This is a genomic window from Streptococcus sp. GMD1S, from assembly GCF_000296875.1.
Classification (GTDB): domain Bacteria; phylum Bacillota; class Bacilli; order Lactobacillales; family Streptococcaceae; genus Streptococcus.
The window spans coordinates 1-501 of record NZ_AJQY01000320.1 but is presented as its reverse complement, the minus strand read 5'-3'; the positions used below and the strand labels follow the sequence as shown (position 1 = coordinate 501).

The 501-nt window shown below is 31.7% G+C and carries 1 protein-coding gene; it reads left to right on the top strand.

Going from position 1 to position 501, the window contains the following annotated elements; translation table 11 throughout:
- Positions 1 to 195: HAD hydrolase family protein (locus tag GMD1S_RS12425; RefSeq protein ID WP_000430952.1), on the top strand; the 195-nt coding region annotated here is incomplete at its 5' end.
- Positions 196 to 501: the final 306 nt, after the last annotated feature.

Sequence of the window (501 nt, the reverse complement as noted above, 5' to 3'; positions counted from 1 at the left end):
GGGGAGAACTTCATCGCTTTTGGAAATGACCAAAACGATATTGAACTGTTTAAGACGTCTCTCTATTCTGTCCAGATTGGAGATTTTACTGGTCTTACTCCATATGCAGATGAAACGTTAGAGCTAAAAGGAGCTCCTTCTCTAGCAGTAGCAGCCAAAATCTTACAGACCTTTGCGGAATTTAAGGGAAAATAGTGTAGAAGGAGGTTCGCCTTCTTTTTATGTAGAGTAATGCAGTCTATAAACTATAAATTTGAAGTTTGAAAAAGATATTAATGGAATTCAATTTGTAGTAGAAAGAGTCTAGAACCGAAAGCTATTTTCATTGCAACTATTCCTTTTAAATGACCCCTTCTTATATATCATTTTATTGGGTTAAATTAATGGAAAATAATTGCAATTTAAGGTGCCTTTTGATATATTTAATATATAAAATACATTATAAAACTTGGTACTTGTTTGTGTATTCAGAAGGAGGTTATTTTTTAAAATAAAGTAAAC